This window comes from Pseudomonas sp. SORGH_AS_0211 (genome assembly GCF_031453455.1).
GTDB classification, from domain to species: Bacteria; Pseudomonadota; Gammaproteobacteria; order Pseudomonadales; family Pseudomonadaceae; genus Chryseomonas; species Chryseomonas aestiva.
Genome location: NZ_JAVIZV010000001.1, coordinates 2,454,381 through 2,475,362 on the forward strand (window position 1 = coordinate 2,454,381; position 20,982 = coordinate 2,475,362).

The following is a 20,982-nucleotide window of genomic DNA, read 5'->3' on the forward strand; positions in this document are numbered from 1 at the left end:
AGAAAAGGCCCCTGCTGGGGCCTTTTCTTCTTGCGCCGGACTAGATCTCGACCTGGGTACCCAGTTCGATCACCCGGTTCACCGGCAGCTTGAAGAATCTCAGGTTGCCGTTGGCGTTCTTCATCAGGAAGACGAAGAGATTCTCGCGCCAGGGCGCCATGCCCAGCCGCTTGGAAGCGATCACCGTCTCCCGGCTGAGGAAGTAGGTGGTACGCATCGGGGTGAAATCCAGCCCTGGATAGGGGCAGTGGCTGAGCGCCAGGGGGATGTCCGGTTCGTCCATGAAGCCATAGTGCAACACCACCCGATAGAAGCCGTCACCGAAGTCCTCGACCTCGATGCGCTCACCGCGCGATACCCGCGGACGGTCCTCGTAGCGCACCGTGAGCAGCACCACCTGCTCGTGCAGCACCTGGTTGTGCAGCAGGTTGTGCAGCATGGCGTGGGGGACCACGTCGGTACGGGCGGTGAGGAACACCGCGGTGCCCTTGGCGCGGAACGGCGGCTGGGCGCGAATGCTGCTGATAAAGATCGGCAGCGGCAGAGCACCGTCGTCCAGGCGTTCCACCACCAGTTGCCGCCCCCGCTTCCAGGTGGTCAGCAGGATGAAGATGATGACACCGGCGATAACCGGGAAGGACCCGCCGGAGAGGATCTTCGGCGCATTGGCGGAGAAGTACAGCACGTCGACCAGCAGGAAGCCGATCAGCAGCGGCACCATGATCCAGCGCGGCCATTTCCACAGCAGCAGGATCACTGCCGACACCAGGCAGCTGGTGATCAGCATGGTCCCCGTCACCGCCACGCCGTAGGCTTCGGCCAAGTTGGCCGAGGACTGGAAGGTCAGGATCAGGAAGATCACCCCCAACATCAGCGCCCAGTTCATCAGCGGGATGTAGATCTGCCCCTGCTCCTGGCTGGAGGTGTGCTGGACCTGCATGCGCGGGATGTAGCCCAGCTGGATGGCCTGGCGGGTCATGGAGAAGGCACCGGTGATCACCGCCTGGGAGGCGATGACGGTAGCCAGGGTCGCCAGGCCGATCATCGGCAGCAGCAGCCATTCAGGCGCCAGCAGATAGAAGGGATTGCGCACCGCCGCGGGATCGGCGAGCAGCAGCGCGCCCTGGCCGAAGTAGTTCAGCACCAGTCCTGGCAGTACCAGCAGCAACCAGGCCCGGGCGATGGGCTTGCGCCCGAAGTGGCCCATGTCCGCATAGAGTGCCTCGGCGCCGGTCAGCGCCAGCACGGCGGCACCCAGCACGATGAAGCCCTTCACCGGGTTGTCGACGAAGAATTGCACCGCCCAGTAGGGATTGAAGGCCTTGAGCACCTCGGGTTGCTGGACGATGCCATAGACGCCCAGGGCGCCCAGGGTGGTGAACCAGAGCACCATCACCGGCCCGAAGAACTTGCCGATGGTGGCGGTGCCGCGCTTCTGGATGGCGAAGATGCCGACCAGGATCACCAGGGAGATGGGTACGACCCAGGCGTCCAGGCCATCGAAGGCCAGCTCCAGGCCCTCCACCGCCGACAGCACCGAGACCGCCGGGGTGATCATGCTGTCGCCGTAGAAGAGCGCGGCGCCGAACAGCCCCAGCAGGACCAGGGTGGTGGCCAGGCGTGGCGAGCCCTGGGCAGCGCGGCGAGCGAGGGCCGTGAGGGCCATGATGCCGCCCTCGCCCTGGTTGTCGGCGCGCATGACGAAGGTGATGTACTTGAGGGTGACGACCCAGATGAGCGACCAGAAGATCAGCGACAGGATGCCGAGCACGCTGTCGTGATTCAGCGGCAGGCCGTAGTGCGGCGAAAAGACTTCCTTGAGGGTATAGAGAGGACTGGTGCCGATGTCGCCGTATACCACGCCGGTGGCGAGCACGATCATTCCCAAGGCCGAAGGGGCTTTACCACCGTGCTCGTGTTCCGGACGGCTCATGCAGGGCTCCTAGAGTCTAAAATCGGCGCATCCTGCGCCGAAGCGGCGTCAGGATCAAGTTGAAAAGGCCGGTAGCGTGGCGCGCGCAACCTCTCGGCGCAGCGCTTCCAGCACCATAGACTCCTTGGTCGGCAAAAAGCTCTGCGCGGTCGCCAGGACCCGCCTGCCCCTTCCAAGCAGCGGCAGAGATGGCTAGAATCGCGCGTTTTTTGATCAAGGCGCCTCCTGAGCGCCCGCCGAGGTTAGCCCATGTCCATCCAAACGTCCGCCCCCAAGGTCGGTTTCGTCAGCCTCGGCTGTCCCAAGGCCACCGTCGACTCCGAACGCATCCTCACCCAGCTGCGCATGGAAGGCTACGAGATCGTGCCGACCTATGAAGACGCCGACGTGGTGGTGGTCAACACCTGCGGCTTCATCGACAGCGCCAAGGCCGAGTCCCTGGACGCCATCGGCGAGGCCATCGCCGAGAACGGCAAGGTGATCGTCACCGGGTGCATGGGCGTGGACGAGGGCAACATCCGCGGCGTGCATCCCAGCGTGCTGGCGGTGACCGGTCCGCAGCAGTACGAGCAGGTGGTCAACGCCGTGCACGAGGTGGTACCGCCGCAGCTGGAGCACAATCCGCTGATCGACCTGGTGCCGCCCCAGGGTATCAAGCTGACGCCGCGCCACTACGCCTACCTGAAGATTTCCGAGGGCTGCAACCACAGCTGCAGCTTCTGCATCATCCCCTCCATGCGTGGCAAGCTGGTCAGCCGCCCGGTGGGTGACGTGCTGTCCGAGGCCGAGCGCCTGGTCAAGGCGGGCGTCAAGGAGCTGCTGGTGATCTCCCAGGACACCAGCGCCTACGGCGTCGACCTCAAGTACCGGCTGGACTTCTGGAACGGCCAGCCGGTCAAGACGCGCATGCTGGAACTGTGCGAAGCGCTGTCGAGCATGGGCGTCTGGGTGCGCCTGCACTATGTGTACCCCTACCCCAATGTCGACGACGTCATTCCGCTGATGGCCGCCGGCAAGCTGCTGCCCTACCTGGACATCCCCTTCCAGCACGCCAGCCCCAAGGTGCTCAAGTCCATGAAGCGCCCGGCGTTCGAGGACAAGACCCTGGCGCGCATCAAGCGCTGGCGCGAGATCTGCCCGGAACTGACCATCCGCTCCACCTTCATCGTCGGCTTCCCGGGCGAGACCGAGGAAGATTTCCAGTACCTGCTGGACTGGCTCACCGAAGCCCAGCTGGATCGCGTCGGCTGCTTCCAGTATTCGCCGGTCGAGGGCGCACCCGCCAACGAACTGGGCCTGGATCCGGTGGCGGACGAGGTCAAGCAGGAGCGCTGGGAGCGCTTCATGGCGCACCAGCAGGCCATTTCCGCGGCGCGCCTGCAGCTCAAGATCGGTCGCGAGATCGAGGTCTTGATCGATGAGGTGGACGAGCAAGGCGCCATCGGCCGCTCCTACGCCGATGCCCCGGAAATCGACGGCAACGTCTATGTCGACAGCGCCAATCCCCTCAAGCCGGGCGACAAGGTCTGGGTCCGGGTCACCGACGCCGACGAGTACGACCTCTGGGCAGAGACGCTCTGATCCCTAGCTAGTCGTGCAAACGGTGGGTGCCGGGCACATGGGCGTGCCCGGCCGCACTGCAACTGGAGGTGGTCGCTGACGGCGCCGCCGGCTGACCAAGTTCGCGCAGGATGCCGCAACGGTCACCCTCGCCCTCTCCCTGGCAGTGACGCCTCAGGGTCACCAGCTGCTCGCGCAGCTGATTCAATTCGCGAATGCGCACCTCGACATGATGCAGATGGGCGCCGATCAGGGCATCCACCTGGGCACAGCCGGGTTCGCTGGTGTCGCGCAGGGCCAGCAAGGCGCGAATCTCCTCCAGTGTCATGTCCAGCGAACGGCAATGGCGGACGAATACCAGACGCTCGACCTGAGTGTCGTCATAGCTGCGGTAATTACTACTGCTACGCGCTGCCGGGCTCAGCAGCCCCTCGCGCTCGTAGTAGCGGATGGTCTCGACCGCGCAATCGGTACGCCTGGCCAATTCGCCGATCTTCATCACTCTGTCTCGTTCTGCTGACGGACGCCCAGCCTGCGCCGCCGGCCGCTTCGGAGCAAGAGGCCACGGCGGTCGGGACGGTGCTGGACTGCGGCTTTTCTCGGAGGGGCGGCAGGTGAAACGCTGCGCTCGGGGAAGTGGCTGAGACCTGTGGCGGCTGGCCAGACAGCACGACGCCCCGGCGATGAGTGGGTCGCCGGGGCGTCGAGACAACAGCCAGCCTAGTTGGCGTTGTTCTGGTAAAGCGCGGAGACCCGATTCGGATGCTCCGACTGGAATTGCGTTTGCGCATTGGCACGGATCGATTTGTTCGATACGTCGCGGCTGGCTGCGGACGCCGTACCCGACAGCAGGCCCAGGAACAGGACGGCGACGATGGCTTGGACACCCAGGACTTTCATAGCGAATACCTCTTGGTTGTGCTGTTTCGATAGACACAGCGTACTCCCAGTACTAATTCGCCAAAAAGAGCGCTTTTCGAGAGTGATATTTACCTATAAGGCAAATATCACTGGGGAACTTCCCACCTGTTCCGAGCGTTGGCAATTTGGCCCAAGGGCTCTAGCCCAGCTATCGCAGCTCCCTCAGGTGCTTTTCCAGTCCCGTGGCGCGGCCGGCGCCGACGCTGGTCAGCTGGAAGAAGCCGTAGTCTTCCAGGTAGGTCCAGCGACTGCGCGGTCCGCTTCCCGCCTCCCCATGCTGGCACTCCAGGGTCTTGGCCCGCCCGCTGAGGCTGGCCAGCACCTTGCGTGCCTCGCCTTCGCCCACCACCTTGCAGGACAGCCTGATTTCGCGCTGCTCGGTGCCTTTGAGATTGCCGGTCAGGGATTGCCGCGCCTGATAGCCGATCTGGCTGCCCACGGCGAGGGCGCGCCAGTCGCCGCTGAAGCTCAGCTGGTCCAGGCTGGCCACTTCTTCCACCGGCAGATTGCCGTTGTCGATACGGGTACGGCGTACCAGATCGATCAGCCCGCGCCAGTTGAGCGAATCGACCCGGGCGGTCTTGCCCTGGGCACTGAAGCGCAGCAGTCCGGGCTGAGGGCCGGGGCTAACCTGCACCTCTTCGCGATAGGCATGGGTCTGGCCTTCGTAGCGACTTTCGCCCTCCTCCACGAAGCGCTGGACGGCCAGGCGCGGCGCGGGTAGCGCCTGCGCCTTTAGCACCTGCAGGGGCTGTGCCTGCGGCGTGGGCAATTCGCCGGGCGGCGGCGGTGCGGCCGGTGCGGCGGCGGCAGCCTTGACCCCATCCAGGCGTGGCGTGGCCAGCAAGGCATCCCGACGATCACAGGCGGCTTCCAACAGCGTACGCCGCTCGATCGGCGCCGCCGTGAAGGCCTCCTGGCCCTGGGCGCCCAACTGGCTGTCGGTTACCCGCCCGCGGTCGTCCAGGCCGTAGCGCGCCAGCAGCAGGTAACGACGCGCCGTGCAATCGGCGGCCAGGGACTCGCGCCACTGACGCACCGGGGCGCCGTAGCGCGGCGTCTGCACCGCGACGGCCAGTTGCTGACCGCCCCAGAAGCGGCGTACTCCGTTGGCATCCACCAGGCTGTTGCGGTCGATCACCAGGGTGTCACCGCCGGGGCCACTGGCGAGGGCGCGCCAGTCGGTGTTGGCTGGCTGGGCGCAGAGCGCCGCCACATCGGGACGCTGCTTGAGCGTCGCAACCTTGGCGGCGCTCAGCGGCAGGGGCGCGGCATAGGCATTCACCCGTCCGGGATAGACCCGCTGAGCACCATCGAGGTAGAGCAGTTCAGCCTGGTCGGCCGCGCAATCCAGCGACACCATGGCGAAACCGTCCTCTGCCAGGGCGAGCGCCAGCTGCAGGCGTGAATCCTCGCGCAGAACGCTTTCGGCGATGACCGGACGAGCGAAGAGGTCATCGGCACTGGTCGGAGGCTCGACCGGCGGCTGCTGAGTGCTGCAGCCAGCCAGTAGCGACAGCAGGCAAAGGGCGGAAAGACGGCTGGAGATCATGAATCCTCTCGACAGGGAACCGCGAAAGATGTCGCGAACAGCAAATTGACCTGAACGAAATGCGTCTGGCGCGGATCAATAAAGGAAGCATGCCGCTTGGCATGACCTCCCCCGTTTCCCCACACGAGGTGCATTTATGAATACCGATCAGATCATAGGCAATGCCAAGGACGCTACCGGCAAGGTCCAGGACAGTTTCGGCGCAGCGACCGGCAATGCCGACTGGCAAGCCGAGGGCAAGGCCCGTCAACTGGAAGGCAAGCTGCAAGAGCAATATGGCCAGGCCATCGACTGCGCGCGCAATGTGACCGCCGACAAGCCCTTCACTGCCCTGGCCATCGCTGGCGGTGTCGGTTTCGTGCTGGGCGTACTGCTTTCGCGCTCCTGATCGGAGACGCCGGGCTGGCCACCGCGCCAGCTCCACAGCAAAAAGGCCTGTCTAGACAGGCCTTTTTGCTGTGGAGCCCATTAACGTTCCAGCGTTACCAGGTGCTTGTGCACCGCGTCCACGATCTCGCCGATGTTGAACGGCTTCTGGAACACGGCATCGAACAGCTCCGAGCTCTCCTGGGCCAGATGTGCCTGGGCCCCGCTCATGAGGATGATGGGCAGGTGTTGCAGGCCCTGGCGTTCGCGTAACGCTTCCGCCAGCTCACGGCCATTCATCACCGGCATCATGAAGTCGGTGATGACCAGCGACGGTAGTTCTCGATCGAAGACATCAAGCGCTCGGCGGCCGTTGCTCGCCTTGACCACCATGTAGCCTTCGTCTTCAAGCGCGAAGGCCAGGATGTCCGCTATCAGAAATTCGTCATCGACTACCAGTATCGTCGTCATGTGGAGACTCTCCCAGCCGACGCGATCATGGTTGTATTGAGGGCATGGCTGAACCGGAAAGCACCTTCACCATGTCTTTGAACGCCTTTTTCAGTTCGATTCCCGAGTTGTCTATCACCATCTCGCGTAGCGAGGGGTCATACAGGCTATCCCGCACCTTGAGGATGGACAGAACTCTCTTGATCTCCGCCTCGGCCTCGACGAATCGCAGCAAAATCAGATTGTCCACCATGCTGGAAAGTTCGGGGGCCGGCGCTGATATATCCGCGCCAAACATGTCCCGTAATTCCCAGGTAGCTAGAACTGTGACGCCCTGGGTACGCAGCTCGTTCAGTAATGCACTGAAGTATTCGATGAGCCGCCCCTGTGGCAGCGCGAAGCGGGCAATGGCGCCCAGACTGTCGATCACCAGCCGTTTGATGCCGTGCTGCTCGACCAGCGCGAGCAGCTTCAGACCCACTTCGTCAAGGCGCAACTCGGTAGTGGGCTGCCAGTGCATGTGCAGTACGCCCTGATCGATACGGCCGGCCAGATCGAGCCCCAGGGCGTCGGCCTTGAGCTGCAGCCGCTCCGGCGGTTCATAGAAGCTGAACATCAGACCGGGGGCCTCGGGCGTGCAGGCGGCCAGGAAATTCAGCGCGATGGACGTCTTGCCGGCACCCGAGGGCCCCATGAGCAACGTGGTCGAGCTTTCCGGTAGCCCGTTCTCGATCATCGCATCCAGCGAGGCCACGCCGCTGGTCACGCGCTGGTGCCCAATGCGGTAGGTCGCGCCCTCCGAGGGATTGCGATAGAGCGTTTCCAACCGTGGAAACACGGTGATGCCGGCATCGGAGATGGTGAATTCGTGGAAGCCCGGCAACGCGCCGCTGCCGCGAGTCTTGCGCAGCGCCAGACGGCGGATGGTGCGACTGCCGATCTCTTCCTCGTGCAGGTCCAGCACGCCATCGACCATGGTGTGCTCCGGGCTGCCGTCTTCGAGACGCGCGCTGGTGAGAAAGATCACCGTGCAACCGGCAAAGGCCGCATGCCCCTGCAACTCCGCGATGAACTTCTTGGTGTCGATGGGCGTTTCCGCACGCGAGCGCGCATTGAGCAGACCATCCACCACCAGCAGACTGGCCTTCTGCCGGCTGATTTCCCGCCGCAGGAGACGCACGACCTCATCCAGCCCCTCGCCTTCCATGGTATCGAAGGCGCTCAGGTACTGGACCTGATCCCCGATGCAGGCGCGGTCGAAGAAATCCAGCGTGGAAAAGAACTGGAACATCCGCTCGTGGGTTTCCGACAGCATGGTCGCAAACAGCACCCGGCCACCGCCGCGCACATGGTTGAAGGCGATCTGATTGGCCATGATCGATTTGCCGGAGCCCGGACGGCCCTGGATGACATAGGACGCGCCTGCGACCAGGCCTCCCTTCAAGATCTCATCCAGCCCCTGGATACCGGTTACGACGCGCTCGAGTCGATTCAAGAACGATGCCTCAAACTAATGATGTGTCTGGGACGCCTGGACAAGCGCCCGGTGCTTCGCAGGCAAGAGCCTATAAGGGTGCTACCTAAATAGCCAGCTAGAGGGCCTGGTCTTGGCCGCGTTTGCGAATCAGTCCTTCCTGGGCTACCGAGGCCACCAGTTGGCCCGCGCGGTTGTAGATGCTGCCGCGGCACAGGCCACGCGCGCCGCCGGCCCAGGGACTGTCGATGGCGTAGAGCAGCCAGTCGTCCAGACGGAAATCGCGGTGGAACCAGACCGCATGGTCGAGGCTGGCGATCTGCAGCGAGCGATCCCAGAAACTGGTGCCATGAGGCAGCAGCGAACTGGGCAGCAGGTTGAAGTCCGAGGCATAGGCCAGCAGGTAGCGGTGCAGCGCCGGCGGGTCCGGCAAATCGCCCGTGGCGCGGAACCAGACATGGCGGACCGGCTCGGTCGGCTCCGGCTTGAAGGGATCGGTAAAGACCACCGGGCGCATCTCGATCGGCCGTGGCCCCAGCAGCTTGTCGCGCAGCGGCGCAGGGATCAGCTCGGCATAGCGCTGGGCATGGGCGATCTCCGACTGCAGGGTCTCGGGTGCGGGCACCTCCGGCATGGTCGTCTGGTGCTCGAAGCCAGGCTCCTCGACATGGAAGGAGGCGCTGCAGAAGAAGATCGGCTGCTCACCCTGGAAGGCCGTGACCCGGCGGGTGGAAAAGCTGCCGCCATCGCGGATGCGATCCACCTGGTAGGTCACCGGCTCGACCGCGGAACCGGCGCGCAGGAAGTAGCCGTGCAGGGAGTGCACGCGGCGCTCCACCGGCACGGTCTGACTGGCCGCCGACAGGGCCTGCCCCAGCACCTGTCCACCAAAGAGCTGCGGGAAGCCGAGATCCTGACTGCCGCCGCGATACAGATCGGGGGCCAGGGATTCGAGGGTCAGCAGATCGACCAGGTTGTCCAGCACCTTGCTCATGGGGAGGGTTCCTTGACAGAGAGTGATCATCATACGCAAAACCGGTCAAATCCTGCGCGTTCGCCTTGCTTTCAGACACTTTGCTCATCGTATGACGATAACTGGTGGAGCGTGTGGCCGCATAAGCGGTCACAATGAAGGTATCGCTGTCCGCTCGCAGGCTTCCTCTCCATGACCGAAACCGCCAATGCTTCGTCTCCCCACCCTTCCGCAGCGCAGATCGCGGAGCTGGGCAAGGGCCTCGGACACGACGACATCTTCTTTGCCGCCGTGAAGAAGACCCGGATGCCAATGATCGTGACGGATCCGCACCAGCCGGATAATCCGATCATCTTCGCCAACGAGTCCTTCCTGCGGACCACCGGCTATGCCCTGGACGAGGTGATGGGGCGCAATTGCCGCTTCCTGCAAGGGCCCGACACCCGCCCGGAGCACATCGCCGAAATCCGCAATGCCGTACGCGAACAGCGCGATTGCGACGTCGAGCTGCTGAACTACCGCAAGGACGGCTCGACCTTCTGGAATGCGCTGTTCATCTCGCCGGTGTTCGATCACGAGGGCCAGCTGCGCTACTACTTCGCCTCGCAGCTGGATGTCTCCCGTCGGCGCGATGCCGAAGACGCCCTGCGCCAGGCGCAGAAGATGGAAGCCCTGGGCCAACTCACCGGTGGCATCGCCCACGACTTCAACAACCTGCTGCAGGTGATGGTCGGCTACCTGGATATCCTGAGGATCAACCTGGACCGTCCGGAACTGGACAAGGACAAGGCCAAGCGCCATGTCGACAACACCCGCGACGCGGTGAATCGGGCGGCGACCCTGACCCAGCAGCTGCTGGCCTTTGCTCGCAAGCAACGCCTGACCGGGCGCGCGGTGGACCTGAACAAGCTCATCAATGCCCGCCAGGGGCGCCTGGCCCAGGCGCTGGGAGGGCCCTTCCGCTTTGTCTTCCGCCCGGCACCGGCGCTGTGGAACTGCCGTCTCGATCCGATCCAGCTGGAAACGGCGCTGCTCAATATCGTCGACAACGCCCGCCTGGCCATGCAGGAGCGAGGCGCCGGCACCCTGACCCTGGAAACCCTCAACGTCGAGGTCAATGGCCAGGACCTGGCCCACGGTGGCCTGGCCCAGGGGCATTATGTCTGCATCGCCCTGACCGACACCGGCAGCGGCATGTCCACCGATGTGCTCGGGCGCGCCTTGGACCCCTTCTTCACCACCCGCGACGAAGGCCAGGGCAGCGGTCTGGGCCTGTCCATGGTCTATGGCTTTCTCAAGCAGTCGGGCGGTCTGGTCAGGCTCTATTCCGAGGTAGGCATAGGTACCTCGGTGCGCCTCTACTTCCCGGTTTCCGAAGAGGAGGCGCGCGAGCACCCGACGCCCCTGCCGACCCCGCACGAGGACGGCGGTGGCTCCGAGACCATCCTGGTGGTGGATGACAGACCGGACGTGGCGGCACTGGCCCAGGCCATCCTGGAGGAGACCGGCTACCAGGTGCTGGTCGCCCACAATGGCCAGCAGGCGCTGGATATCCTTGCCCGCGAACCCGCTGTCGATCTGTTGTTCAGCGATCTCATCATGCCGGGCGGCATGAATGGCGTGATGCTGGCCAAGGAGGCCCAGCGGCGACAGCCCGAGTTGCGCATCCTGCTGACCACGGGTTATGCCAACAACGCGCTGGAACTCGAAGAAGGCAACGGCGAACGCTTTCCGATTCTCAACAAGCCCTATGGTCGCCAGGACCTGACCCGCTGGATCCGTCGCATGCTGGACAGCGGCCAGCCATGAAGGACGAGGCCCTGGAGCACGAGCCCGCCAGCTGCGACACCGGGCAGAATGGCCCGGTGGACCTCCAGAGCTTTCTGGCCTGCCTGGAGCGGGTCGGCAACAGCCCGAACCAGGTCTCGGTGCAGCACCTGATCGATGCCATCGGCAGCCGCTCCTTCGGCTCCATGATTCTCTTGCCGGGGGTGCTGGCGATCTCGCCGCTGACTGGCATTCCCGGTATCGCCACCGCCATTGCCGTCTTCGTGATGCTGGTGAGCGGCCAGCTGCTGCTCGGCCGGGATCACTTCTGGCTGCCGCGCTGGGTGCTGCAGCGCTCGGTTTCGCGCGGCAAGCTGCGCAAGTCGCTGCGGCTGCTGCAGAGGCCGGCGCGCTGGGTGGACAAGGTGGTCAAGTCGCGACTGCGGGTGCTCACCTCGCGTCCGGCGCACTTCGTCACCGCCCTGCTGTGCATCCTGATCGCCGCGACCATGCCGGTGCTGGATCTGGTGCCCTTCGCCAACACCACGGCGGGACTGGCATTGACCTCCTTCGCCCTGTCGCTGATCGCCCGCGATGGCCTGCTGTTCCTTCTGGCACTGGGTTTCTGTACCGGCATCCTCTGGTTCATCCTGGAGCTCCTGGTGTTTTGAGCACGCGACTGCCGCTGGTCTACCACGAGGACTACAGTCCGCCCTTCCCCGCGGGCCATCGCTTTCCGATGGAGAAATTCCGCCTGCTGCACGAGCACCTGAGCGCCAGCGGCATCCTCGGCACGGACAACTGGCAGCGCCCCGAACTCTGCCCGGACGAGGTGCTGGCGCTGGCCCATGCGCCCGCCTACATCCGCGCCTTCCAGGCCGGCGAGCTGGCGCCGCCGCTGCAGCGCCAGCTGGGCCTGCCGTGGAGCGAAGCCCTGGTGCGCCGCACCATCCGCGCCGTGGGCGGCTCCCTGCTCACCCTGGAGCTGGCACTGCGCCATGGCCTGGCCTGTCACCTCGCCGGGGGTACCCATCATGCGCACCACGACTATCCGGCCGGCTTCTGCATCTTCAACGATCTGGCGATCCTGTCGCTGTCGCTGCTGGAAAGCGGGCGCGCCGGGCGGGTGCTGATCCTGGACTGCGACGTCCACCAGGGCGATGGCACGGCACGCATCCTCGCCGGGGTGCCGGACGCCGTCACCGTCTCGCTGCACTGCGCCACCAACTATCCGGCGCGCAAGGCACAGAGCGACTGGGACATCCCCTTGCCCCGCGGCCTGGACGACGCCGGCTATCTCCAGGTCCTCGACGAGGCCCTGGGCTACCTGCTGCCCCTTCATCAGCCCGACGTGGTGCTCTACGACGCCGGCGTCGACGTCCACCGAGATGACGCCCTGGGCTATCTGGACCTGACCGATGCCGGTCTCGCCGCCCGGGACGGTTTCGTCTTGCGACGCTGCCTGGCGGCGGATATACCGGTCGTAGGGGTGATCGGCGGCGGCTATTCCGCCGATCGCCTGGCCCTGGCCCGCCGGCACGGCATCCTCCATCACACCGCGACCCAGGTCTGGCAGGAACTGGGCCTGACCTGAACAGGAGTTTTCATGAGCAAGACCGTCAAGACCTCTGAATCCAGCCAGGCGCGCCTGGCAGTACTGATCGATGCCGACAACGCGCCAGCTGCCATCGTCGACGGCCTCATGGCCGAGATCGCGCGCTTCGGCGTGGCCAGCGTCAAGCGCATCTATGGCGACTGGACCCAGCCGCAACTCAACAGCTGGAAGAAGGTGCTGCTCGACCATTCCATCCAGCCGGTGCAGCAATTCGGCTACACCAAGGGCAAGAATGCCACCGACAGCGCCCTGATCATCGATGCCATGGACCTGCTCTACACCCGTCGCTTCGACGGTTTCTGCCTGGTTTCCAGCGACAGCGATTTCACCCGCCTGGCGGCGCGGCTGCGCGAGGAAGGGCTGACGGTCTATGGCTTCGGCGAAGAAAAGACCCCGGACCCCTTCGTCTCGGCCTGCGACAGATTCATCTACACCGAGATCCTCAGGTCCAAGCCGCGGGAAGAGCCGCGGGAAGCCACCAGCACCTCCGACAAGCCGGCTACCACCAACCGCGGCAAGCCCAAGCTGAGCACCATCCTCAAGCTCATCGAACAGGCGGTGGAAGACGCCTCCGACGAAGGCGGCTGGGCCAATCTGGGCCTGGTCGGCACCAACCTGGGCAAGGTGCGTCCGGATTTCGACGCTCGCCTCTATGGGCATCGCAAATTCAGCGGCCTGGTCAAGGCCCATGGCGATCGTTTCGAGGTGCAGGAGCGCGACCCCGCCGATGGCAGCGCGGGCAAGGCCGTCTATATCCGCAACCGCTGACGCCGCTGCGCCTGCCCGGCTCTGGCCTGGGCACTGGCGGCGAAAAGTCGCGATCGGTCGCCATCGGGTTGCCATACCACCGGTCAGACGTCGCGGAACCGCTCGGCGGACGGCGGCCTCCACCCTAGGTGAATGCAGCCCTACGGAGACCGCCATGCGAGCCTTGACCTACCACGGTGCCCACGATGTCCGCGTCGATACCGTGCCTGATCCGACCATCCAAGACGCCGACGACATCGTCCTACGGGTGACCGCCACGGCCATCTGCGGCTCGGACCTGCACCTCTATCGCGGCAAGATTCCCACCGTGGAGCACGGTGATATCTTCGGCCACGAATTCATGGGCATCGTCGAGGAAACCGGTTCGGCGGTCACGGCCGTGCAGAAAGGCGATCGGGTGGTGATCCCCTTCGTCATCGCCTGTGGCAGCTGCTTTTTCTGCAACCAGGATCTCTATGCCGCCTGTGAGACCACCAATACCGGTCGTGGCGCCATCCTCAACAAGAAGCAGATTCCGCCGGGCGCGGCGCTGTTCGGCTTCAGCCATCTCTATGGCGGCGTGCCCGGTGGCCAGGCCGAATACGTGCGCGTACCCAAGGCCAATACCGGTCCCTTCAAGGTACCCGGCACCCTGGCCGACGAGAAGGTACTGTTCCTGTCCGACATCCTGCCCACCGCCTGGCAGGCGGTACTCAACACCGGCATCGGTCAGGGCTCCAGCATCGCCATCTATGGCGCCGGACCGGTCGGCCTGCTGTCCGCCGCCTGTGCGCGGATGCTGGGTGCCGAGCGCATCTTCATGGTCGACCACCACCCCTATCGCCTGGCCTATGCGCAGCAGACCTATGGCGTCATCCCGATCAACTTCGACGAAGACGACGATCCGGCGGCGACCATCATCGAACAGACGCCTGGCAAGCGCGGCGTCGACGGCGTGGTCGATGCTGTGGGCTTCGAGGCCAAGGGCAGCACCACCGAGACCATCCTCGCCAACCTCAAGCTGGAAGGCAGCAGCGGCAAGGCCCTGCGTCAGTGCATCGCTGCGGTACGGCGTGGTGGCACCGTGAGTGTCCCAGGCGTCTATGCCGGCTTCATCCATGGCTTCCTGTTCGGCGACGCCTTCGACAAGGGCCTGACCTTCAAGATGGGCCAGACCCACGTGCAGCGTTATCTGCCGGAATTGCTCGAACACATCGAGCGCGGCGATCTCGCTCCTGAGGCGATCATTACCCACCGGATGTCCCTGGAGCAGGCGGTCGAGGGCTACAAGATCTTCGACAAGAAGCAGGAGGACTGCCGCAAGGTGATCCTCACGCCCGGGCGCAGTGAACCGCTGATTCCGGAGCGCTTGGAAGAACCCCTGGCGGCACCCCTGGGTCAGGCTGGCGTGGTCTAAGAGCCTAGCACCTCGCGTACAATGGCGGCTTTCCGTAGCTCCTGGATGCCGCCATGTCTCTCTCCCCCGCCACCCCTGCCGTCGTTGTCATCGGGGGTGGCCCCGCCGGGTTGATGGCGGCCGAGACCTTGGCCGCCGCCGGCATCTCCGTAGACCTCTTCGACGCCATGCCCTCCGTTGGCCGCAAGTTCCTGCTCGCCGGCGTGGGCGGCATGAACATCACCCATGCCGAAGAGCAGGCCACCTTCCGCCGGCGCTATCGCGAGCGCGAAGGCGACGTCAGCACCTGGCTCGATGCCTTCGACAGCGATGCCCTGCGCGCCTGGATCCATGAGCTGGGCATCGAGACCTTCGTCGGTACCTCGGGTCGGGTATTTCCCGCCGACATGAAGGCCGCGCCCCTGCTGCGTGCCTGGCTGCATCGGCTGCGCGACCAGGGCGTGCGCATCCATACCCGCAGCCGCTGGCTGGGCTGGGACGCCGAGAACCGACTGCGCCTGGCGACCCCGGAGGGCGAGCGTCTCTTGCGGCCCCAGGCCTGTGTGCTGGCGTTGGGCGGCGGCAGTTGGCCGCGCCTGGGCTCGGACGGTGCCTGGCAGGCCTTGCTGGCCGAACGTGGCGTCACACTGCGACCGCTGGAACCAGCCAACTGTGGTTTCGAGGTGGCCGGCTGGAGCGACTTCCTCAGGACTCGTCATGCCGGCGCGCCAGTAAAGCCCGCCGCCCTGGCCCTGCCCGGCCAACCGCCGCGCCAGGGCGAATTCGTCCTTACCGAGACCGGCATCGAGGGCAGCCTGGTCTATGCGCTGTCCGCAGAGATCCGCTCGGCCATCGAACGCGACGGCCAGGCAACCTTGACCCTGGATCTGGCACCCCAGCGCGACCTTGCCGAACTCGGCCGGGCACTCGCCAAGCCACGCGGCAGCCAGTCCCTCGCCAATCACCTGCGGCGTCACGCCGGGATCGACGGCGCCCGGGCCGCCCTGCTTCGCGAGCTGGCCCCGCCGGAAACGTTCCAGGACATGGCTCGGCTGGCCCAGGCCTGCAAGGCCCTGCCCCTCACCGTGGTCAGACCACGCCCCCTGGCGGAAGCCATCAGCAGCGCGGGCGGCGTGCCCCTGGAAGCCCTGGACGAGGGCCTGATGTTCCGGCAATTGCCTGGCGTGTTCTGCGCCGGCGAGATGCTCGACTGGGAAGCGCCCACCGGTGGCTATCTGCTCACGGCCTGCTTCGCCAGCGGCCGCGCAGCGGGCCGGGGCGTGCTGCGCTGGCTGGCCGCTGGCGGCAGGTCGGCCTGAGCGGCCCCGTCGCGATGCGCCGCTCCCGCTCGGACACCAGAGCTGGAGCCTGACCGCTGGCGGCCCGGTCCGCTTCCTCTGACCGTAGCTTCGCAGGCCCCCTTTGCGTTTGGTCATCGCGCCTCCTGCCCAGCTACAGCCTGCTTTGATGCTGGACGATCAGGCGCGGTAGTCTAGGCCGAGACCACGGCAATCATCATGGATCCATGCCACCTTCCCAGGCGTTGTCGGAATTCAGGCAGTTGTTGCGCGATCTGGCGGGAGATCTCCGCCAGTTCGGCCGCGACCGTCGCCGTCTGGTCGACGAACTGGAAACCCTGACCTCGGTCTTGCTGGCGATCCTGCTCGGCCATGTGGCCGGGGTTCAGCATGTCGGCTTGGCGGCTTTCAGCGGCTATATCGTGATGAGGTCAGATGTCCGCGACAGCTTCGCGCGCGGCTGCCTGCGGGTGCTGGGTACCTGTATCGGTGCCGCCGGCGCCTTGCTGGTCCTGCGTCACCTGCAGCTGAACCCCTACGAGCAGGCTCTACTGCTGGGCACCGTGGGCAGCATCACCCTCTATCTGACACTGGTGGGCCGCTATGGCTACGCCTGGTTGCTGGGCGGCCTCACCTACGCCATGGTGGTCCTGGCGAGCCTCCAGGCGCCCGATCAGCTCGAGCAATACGCCCTGTCGCGCCTGTTGGAAGTGGCGCTCGGCACCTCGGCCTGCGTAGTGGTGAGCGCGCTTTCTACCTACGGCGTCCGTGCCCGCTTATGGCCCAAGGCACCAGCCACGGTAGCCCAACCGTCGCGCACCCTGGGTGTCTGGCAGCCGCTGGCATTGCGCCATGCGCTGCAGGGGGGGCTGGCCCTGGCCCTGCTGGCGTTGGGCGCGACGGGGAAGATCGAGGTGGACATGAGCCAGGCCGCCATCACCATCCTGGCGGTCATGGTCGTTCCCTTCGACGGCCTGAGCAGCGCCGGCAAGGCGGTCTCCAGAAGGCTGTTGCATCGAATGCTCGGCTGCCTGCTCGGCGGCGGCCTGGCGGCCATTCTGCTGCTGGTCAGCCAGGACAGTCTCTGGCTGACGCTGGCGGGCGTCACGCTCGGCGTGCTGATCGGCAGACACCTCGAGAACGGCCCACTGGGTATCGGCTATCTCGGCATGCAGTTCGCGCTGGCGTTTCTGGTGGTGATGGTGCCTGACCACTATGACCATATCGACCCGGTGGCGGGCATGGCGCGGCTGGGCGGTATCCTGCTGGGTTTTCTGGTGCTGGAGCCGGTGTACTGGATCTCGACCTGGCTGATCAGACGCCTGTCAGCCTCGAGAACCTAGCAAGCGGCCGCGCTGAGCTCAGGCCGGGCGCTCGACGAACTCGGTGGCCGGCGAGCCATCGGCATTGTGCTGGCGGATCACTGCCGGCCGCCCTTCCTCATCCAGCAGCACCTGGCCGATACCGGCGCCGTTCCACAGACGCTCGCCGGCCTCGCGCCGATCCGGCAGGCGTGGCTGCAGTTCCCAGCGGCGGCGCTTGGTAAAGCCGTTGAGCGGCGACCAGGGCGCATAGAGCCAGCGATTGAGTCGGTCCAGGGTCGCCAGCAGGCGCGGCGGAAATTCGTTCTTGATGCCGCTGCTGGTGATCTGCCAGAGCCGCGGCTCGCCCCGTCGGTCACGGATGCGGATGTCGTAGACGAAGGAATAGTGCACGTCGCCGGAGAGCACCACGTAGTTGCCCGGGGTGCGCCGGTGCCGAAAGATGTTGAGCATGGTCCTGGCCGCACCGGGGTGGGCCATCCAGTTCTCGGCGTCCACCATCAGCGGCTGGCCGAACCAGGTGAAGATACGCTGCACCGCCTCGATCAGCTTGACGCCGAACATGGGCGCGGCCGAGACGATCACCGCCGAGGGATGGTCCAGCAGGTCCTGCTGCAATTCGCAGAGGGCTTCCCAGTCCATCAGGCCCGACGGATGCTCCAGGCGTCTTTCGCTGCGCCAGCGGCGGGTGCGGGTGTCAAGCACGATCAGCGGCGGGTCGGTCTTGAGCACATAGTGCCACCCCTGGAAGCGCAGCAGGTCGTCGATGCAGCTGTTCTGCACCGGGCAATCCAGCATGCCGTCGCCGCCCGCCGTGTCCAGCAGGCGGGCGGTGACCGCGAGGGGTTCGGCGACCGCTTCCGGAGCGTTGCCCCAGGCCTGGCAGAGCAGGTAGGCCAGCAGCGCATTGCCGAGGATGCGCCGGGAAAAGGGGTGACCGTAGGCGGTCTCTTCCCAGCGGGCCGACAGATTCCAGTCGTCGGTGACGTCGTGGTCGTCGAAGATCATCAGCGTCGGTACCCCGGCCAGGGCTCGTGCCGCCTGGGGCAGGGTTGCGACGAAGCCGTCGATGCAGCGCGATTCGGCGGCGTAACGCTCACTGTCCTTGGCGTCCAGCGCCGGCGGCACGACCTCGATCAGGGTCCAGGGCGTCGGCGACCAGCAGAGCAGATAGAGCGCCAGCACCTCGCTCAGGGTCACCAGGTGATTGTGCGCATTGGTGGAAGTGAAGATCGGCTTCTCCACCCCGCCAAAGAATTTCTCGCGCAGCGCCCGGTTGGACTTGAAGGCCGGCAGCAGGTCTTCGCGGTGATAGAGGTTGGCCGGATGGGCCATCAGGGCGTCGCTGTCCGCCACCACCGCGCCTTCGAGGTACTCGCCATGGAGGCCGAGGCCGCAGATCAGCGCCTGCACCGCCAACAGCATCGGCCCGGCGACATCGTCGGCATAGACCTGATCGCCGGTGAGCAGCAGGGCCGCGGGCCGCTCTTCGGGGGTTGTGCAGGCCTGCAGCAGGCGATCCACTGCGATCAGGCCATCGGCCGAGGCGTGATGAGGCTTGCGGCAGGAGCCGTGAAGCAGATGATCGAAACGCGCGCGCAGCACGAAGCGTGGCAGCTCGCTCTCCGTGGAGAGCAGGTGCGGCGCCCAATCGCGAATCCCGCCTGCGGCCAGCCGCACGTCGTACTGGATGAAGGCGTCGACCGGCAACGCGGCGTCCGGCCGAACATCGATCAGTTGCAGATAGGCGTGCTCGCCCAGGCGCAGGCACCGCACCTCGGCCTGAGCCCCGAGCTCGACCTCGCCCTGCCATAGCCGTGGGACAGGCGCCTCGGCCGTGGTGGTTACCAGCCAGAGCAGCAACCGGGAGGCCTCGGTGCGCCGCAGCAGCGGGCCGGCCAGGACCGGGGGCAAGGTAGGGGTAGCGCTCATGGGGTCTCCTGTAGCCACGGAACTGACCACTATGCCGTGTCGGGATTCCGCCTGCAGCCGCCGCCTGGCTACAAAGTTTGAGCACGCGTCACAGTCGGCCTAGAATTCGCTCCCTTTTCGTCGCCTTCCGGGCCCGTCATGACCTTTGCCGACCTCGGCCTCATAGATCCGCTGCTGCAGGCGCTCAGCGCCCTGGAGCACAGCTCCCCTACCCCGATCCAGCGCCAGGCCATCCCGGCGGTGCTGGCCGGTCGCGACCTGCTGGCCGCCGCCCAGACCGGCACCGGCAAGACTGGCGCCTTCGGCCTGCCGCTCCTGCAGCGACTGGTGCAGGAAGGCCCGCCGGTTGCGCCCAACCATATCCGGGCGCTGATCCTGACCCCCACCCGCGAGCTGGCCGAACAGGTCCATGCCAGTCTGCGCGACTACGCCCAGCACCTGCCACTGCGCACCGCAGTGGCCTACGGGGGCGTCAGCATCAATCCGCAGATGATGAAGCTGCGCAAAGGCGTGGACGTGCTGGTGGCGACCCCCGGGCGCCTGCTCGACCTGTTCAGCCAGAACGCCGTGCGCTTCGACCAGGTGCAACTGCTGGTACTGGACGAAGCCGATCGCATGCTCGACCTGGGCTTTTCGCGGCAGCTGGGCGAGTTGTTCGTCATGCTGCCGCGCAAGCGCCAGACCCTGCTGTTCTCGGCGACCTTCTCCGACGCCGTGCGCCAGCTGGCCGCGCCCGTTCTGCGCGATCCCCAAACGATCGACGTGAGTCCGCGCAACACCGCTGCCGTCACGGTCAAGCAATGGGTGGTGCCGGTCGACAAGAAGCGCAAGACCGAACTCTTCCTGCACCTCTATCGCAGCGGTCGCCACGGCCAGGTGCTGGTGTTCGCCAAGACCCGCAAGGGTGTGGAGCAGCTGGTGGAGGCGCTGCAGGCCGAAGGTCTGGCCGCGGAATCCATCCATGGCGACAAGCCCCAGCCCGCGCGGCTGCGCGCCCTCGCCCGCTTCAAGGCCGGCGAGGCGGACATCCTGGTGGCCACCGATGTGGCTGCCCGTGGCCTGGACATCCAGGACCTGCCACTGGTGGTCAACCTGGACCTGCCCATCGTTGCCGAAGACTACGTCCACCGCATCGGCCGGACCGGGCGCGCCGGCAACCAGGGCCAGGCGGTGTCCCTGGTCTGCGCGGACGAAGTGGAGCAGTTGGCCGCGATCGAGACGCTGATCGGCCAGGTCCTGCAGCGCCGCGACGAGCCGGACTTCGTCCCCGATCACCGGGTCCCGGAAACCCGACCCAATGGCCTGGTCGTGAAGAAACCCAAGAAGCCGAAGAAGCCCAAGGTGGGCGCGCCGGTATCGGACAAGCCCCTGGGTCGCTGGGTGGAAGACGGCAAGCCGAAGGTCAAGTCGGTGCGCAAGTCGCCCGGCTTCGGCAAGCCGCGCAAAAAGCCCTGAGGCGTGGGGGTGGTGCTAGCGGTGAAGCGACGGTAGACGGATGATCGCGGCCAGGGCTGCGATAGACCGTAGGTTGGGCTGAGACGGCTTCATCGTCGAAGGCCAACATTGCCAGCCCCCTGAGGCAAGACCTGTTGGGCTTCGCTGCGCTCAACCCAACCTACGATAACTACGACACATCCCGTAGTCTGGAAAATCGCGCAGCGTTTTTCGGGGATGGA

18 protein-coding genes are annotated in these 20,982 nt (G+C 65.6%); 10 read left to right on the forward strand and 8 right to left on the reverse strand.

Annotated features, from left to right (window positions below; all coding sequences use genetic code 11):
* Positions 1-40: 40 nt before the first annotated feature.
* A complete protein-coding gene (locus QE393_RS11365; RefSeq protein WP_183630178.1) occupies positions 41-1,882 on the reverse strand; it encodes a potassium transporter Kup in 1,842 nt (613 codons plus the stop codon).
* A 306-nt stretch (positions 1,883-2,188) separates the two neighbouring features.
* On the opposite strand from QE393_RS11365, the gene rimO reads away from it, so the two are divergent.
* Positions 2,189-3,514 (forward strand): 30S ribosomal protein S12 methylthiotransferase RimO, encoded by a 1,326-nt coding sequence (gene rimO, locus QE393_RS11370; protein WP_273806323.1) that lies wholly within the window; start codon positions 2,189-2,191, stop codon positions 3,512-3,514.
* 7 nt (positions 3,515-3,521) lie between these two features.
* Here the strand turns inward: rimO and cadR are convergent, their stop codons facing one another.
* The 3 genes from cadR to QE393_RS11385 form a co-directional block, all read right to left on the reverse strand.
* Positions 3,522-3,992, reverse strand: coding sequence for a Cd(II)/Pb(II)-responsive transcriptional regulator (cadR, locus tag QE393_RS11375; protein WP_310043547.1), 471 nt, complete (start codon positions 3,990-3,992; stop codon positions 3,522-3,524).
* 221 nt (positions 3,993-4,213) lie between these two features.
* Positions 4,214-4,393, reverse strand: a complete 180-nt coding sequence (locus QE393_RS11380; RefSeq protein WP_133861123.1) for a hypothetical protein — start codon at positions 4,391-4,393, stop codon at positions 4,214-4,216.
* A 169-nt stretch (positions 4,394-4,562) separates the two neighbouring features.
* The gene (locus QE393_RS11385; protein WP_310043548.1) at positions 4,563-5,966 is read right to left on the reverse strand and encodes a hypothetical protein; all 1,404 of its coding nucleotides are present in this window, start codon (positions 5,964-5,966) and stop codon (positions 4,563-4,565) included.
* A 136-nt stretch (positions 5,967-6,102) separates the two neighbouring features.
* Between QE393_RS11385 and QE393_RS11390 the strand changes: the two genes are divergently transcribed.
* Positions 6,103-6,354, forward strand: a complete 252-nt coding sequence (locus QE393_RS11390; RefSeq protein ID WP_017642209.1) for a CsbD family protein — start codon at positions 6,103-6,105, stop codon at positions 6,352-6,354.
* 80 nt (positions 6,355-6,434) lie between these two features.
* On the opposite strand, the gene QE393_RS11395 is transcribed toward QE393_RS11390, so the two are convergent.
* The 3 genes from QE393_RS11395 to tesB form a co-directional block, all read right to left on the reverse strand.
* Positions 6,435-6,803 carry a response regulator gene (locus QE393_RS11395; protein WP_133861125.1) on the reverse strand — a complete coding sequence of 123 codons (369 nt, stop codon included), beginning with the start codon at positions 6,801-6,803 and terminating at the stop codon, positions 6,435-6,437.
* Positions 6,804-6,828: 25 nt separating this feature from the next.
* A complete protein-coding gene (locus tag QE393_RS11400) occupies positions 6,829-8,277 on the reverse strand; it encodes an ATPase domain-containing protein (RefSeq protein WP_310043549.1) in 1,449 nt (482 codons plus the stop codon).
* A 97-nt stretch (positions 8,278-8,374) separates the two neighbouring features.
* Positions 8,375-9,250 (reverse strand): acyl-CoA thioesterase II, encoded by an 876-nt coding sequence (tesB, locus tag QE393_RS11405; RefSeq protein WP_310043551.1) that lies wholly within the window; start codon positions 9,248-9,250, stop codon positions 8,375-8,377.
* Positions 9,251-9,421: 171 nt separating this feature from the next.
* On the opposite strand from tesB, the gene QE393_RS11410 reads away from it, so the two are divergent.
* The 7 genes from QE393_RS11410 to QE393_RS11440 all read left to right on the forward strand — a co-directional run bounded on the left by QE393_RS11410 (position 9,422) and on the right by QE393_RS11440 (position 17,395).
* The gene (locus QE393_RS11410) at positions 9,422-11,038 is read left to right on the forward strand and encodes a histidine kinase famiy protein (RefSeq protein WP_310043554.1); all 1,617 of its coding nucleotides are present in this window, start codon (positions 9,422-9,424) and stop codon (positions 11,036-11,038) included.
* Complete coding sequence (locus tag QE393_RS11415) at positions 11,035-11,667, forward strand: exopolysaccharide biosynthesis protein (protein WP_310043556.1); 633 nt, start codon at positions 11,035-11,037, stop codon at positions 11,665-11,667. The genes QE393_RS11410 and QE393_RS11415 overlap by 4 nt, the downstream gene beginning before the upstream one ends.
* Positions 11,664-12,590: a histone deacetylase gene (locus QE393_RS11420; protein WP_310043559.1), complete on the forward strand. Its 927-nt coding sequence runs from the start codon at positions 11,664-11,666 to the stop codon at positions 12,588-12,590. Before QE393_RS11415 ends, QE393_RS11420 begins: the two co-directional genes overlap by 4 nt.
* A 12-nt stretch (positions 12,591-12,602) precedes the next feature.
* Positions 12,603-13,379 (forward strand): NYN domain-containing protein, encoded by a 777-nt coding sequence (locus QE393_RS11425; protein ID WP_310043560.1) that lies wholly within the window; start codon positions 12,603-12,605, stop codon positions 13,377-13,379.
* Between the two features lie 154 nt (positions 13,380-13,533).
* Positions 13,534-14,775, forward strand: a complete 1,242-nt coding sequence (locus QE393_RS11430) for a zinc-dependent alcohol dehydrogenase (protein WP_158891227.1) — start codon at positions 13,534-13,536, stop codon at positions 14,773-14,775.
* Positions 14,776-14,828: 53 nt separating this feature from the next.
* Positions 14,829-16,073: a TIGR03862 family flavoprotein gene (locus QE393_RS11435; protein ID WP_273805956.1), complete on the forward strand. Its 1,245-nt coding sequence runs from the start codon at positions 14,829-14,831 to the stop codon at positions 16,071-16,073.
* A gap of 206 nt (positions 16,074-16,279) precedes the next feature.
* Positions 16,280-17,395 (forward strand): FUSC family protein, encoded by a 1,116-nt coding sequence (locus QE393_RS11440; RefSeq protein ID WP_310043564.1) that lies wholly within the window; start codon positions 16,280-16,282, stop codon positions 17,393-17,395.
* Positions 17,396-17,413: 18 nt separating this feature from the next.
* Here the strand turns inward: QE393_RS11440 and QE393_RS11445 are convergent, their stop codons facing one another.
* The gene (locus QE393_RS11445) at positions 17,414-19,306 is read right to left on the reverse strand and encodes an alkaline phosphatase family protein (protein WP_310043566.1); all 1,893 of its coding nucleotides are present in this window, start codon (positions 19,304-19,306) and stop codon (positions 17,414-17,416) included.
* A 138-nt stretch (positions 19,307-19,444) separates the two neighbouring features.
* On the opposite strand from QE393_RS11445, the gene QE393_RS11450 reads away from it, so the two are divergent.
* A complete protein-coding gene (locus tag QE393_RS11450) occupies positions 19,445-20,761 on the forward strand; it encodes a DEAD/DEAH box helicase (protein WP_310043567.1) in 1,317 nt (438 codons plus the stop codon).
* The last annotated feature ends 221 nt before the right edge of the window (positions 20,762-20,982 follow it).